The sequence below is a fragment of the Methylobacterium nigriterrae genome (genome assembly GCF_037106235.1).
Taxonomy (GTDB): Bacteria; Pseudomonadota; Alphaproteobacteria; order Rhizobiales; family Beijerinckiaceae; genus Methylobacterium; species Methylobacterium nigriterrae.
In genome coordinates, this window is sequence record NZ_JBAWTG010000395.1 from 1 (window position 1) to 1,169 (window position 1,169).

Consider the following 1,169-nt stretch of genomic DNA (forward strand, 5'->3'; position numbering starts at 1 on the left):
GTCCCCTGTAACGTCGCCGGCTGCTACGTGCCCACCGGCCGCTACGCGCATATCGCCTCGGCCTACATGTCGATCGCGACGGCCAAGGCCGCGGGCGTTCCGACGGTCGTTGCCTGCTCGACGCCCTATCGCGGCGAGGGCATCCACCCCTACGTCCTCTACGCCATGAAGGTGGCGGGCGCGGACGTGGTGATGACGCTCGGCGGCGTCCAGGCCATTGCCGCCATGGCGTTCGGCCTGTTCACGGGCAAGCCCGCCGACATCATCGTCGGACCCGGCAACAAGTTCGTGGCCGAAGCCAAGCGCATGCTGTTCGGGCGCGTCGGCATCGACGTGTTCGCCGGCCCCTCCGAGGTCGGCATCATAGCGGACGAGACGGCCGATCCGGCGATCGTCGCCTCCGACCTCGTGGGCCAGGCCGAGCACGGTCACGAGAGCCCGGCCTGGCTGTTCACGACCTCCCGGGTGCTCGCCGAGAACGTGATGGCGCGTGTCCCGGTCCTGATCGATACCCTTCCTCCGACGGCGCGGGAGGCCGCGGGCGCGGCTTGGCGCGACTACGGCGAGGTGATCGTCTGCGACAGCCGCGAGGAGATCGTCGCCGTCTCGGACCGCTACGCCAGCGAGCACCTCGAGATTCACGCGGCCGATCTCGACTGGTGGCTCGGTGCCTTGAGCAACTACGGCTCGCTGTTCCTCGGCGAGGAGACGACAGTGGCTTTCGGCGACAAGACCTCGGGCCCGAACCACATCCTGCCGACAAAGTTCGCGGCCCGTTATTCGGCGGGGCTCTCGGTGCACAAGTTCCTGCGGCCGCTGACGTGGCAACGCATGGACCGCGAGGCCTGCAAGACCATCGCTCAGGCCACCGCCCGGATCTCGCGGTTGGAGGGCATGGAGGCTCATGCCCGCACGGCCGACGACCGGCTCGCCAAATATTTCCCGGGCCACGAGTTCGACCTCGGCGTCTCGGTGACCGCATGAGCGGCTTCCGGCTCGCGGCCTTGTTCGACCTCAGCGGGCGTACGGCACTCGTCACGGGCGGCAATTCGGGTATCGGGCTCGCGCTCGCCCGGGCCCTCGGTCTCGCGGGGGCGGATCTGGTGCTGACAGCTCGGCGCGAGCCGGATCTCGCAGTCGCGGCCGCGAGCCTGCGCGAGGACGGGCTC

General features: G+C 69.5%; 2 protein-coding genes. Both read left to right on the top strand.

Annotated elements, in window-relative coordinates:
* The coding region (gene hpsN / locus WDW90_RS37360) for a sulfopropanediol 3-dehydrogenase (RefSeq protein ID WP_336492764.1) at positions 1 to 984 on the top strand (984 nt) is incomplete at its 5' end.
* Positions 981 to 1,169 (top strand): SDR family NAD(P)-dependent oxidoreductase (locus WDW90_RS37365; RefSeq protein ID WP_336492765.1); only part of this gene is annotated, 189 nt, incomplete at its 3' end. The genes hpsN and WDW90_RS37365, both read left to right, overlap by 4 nt.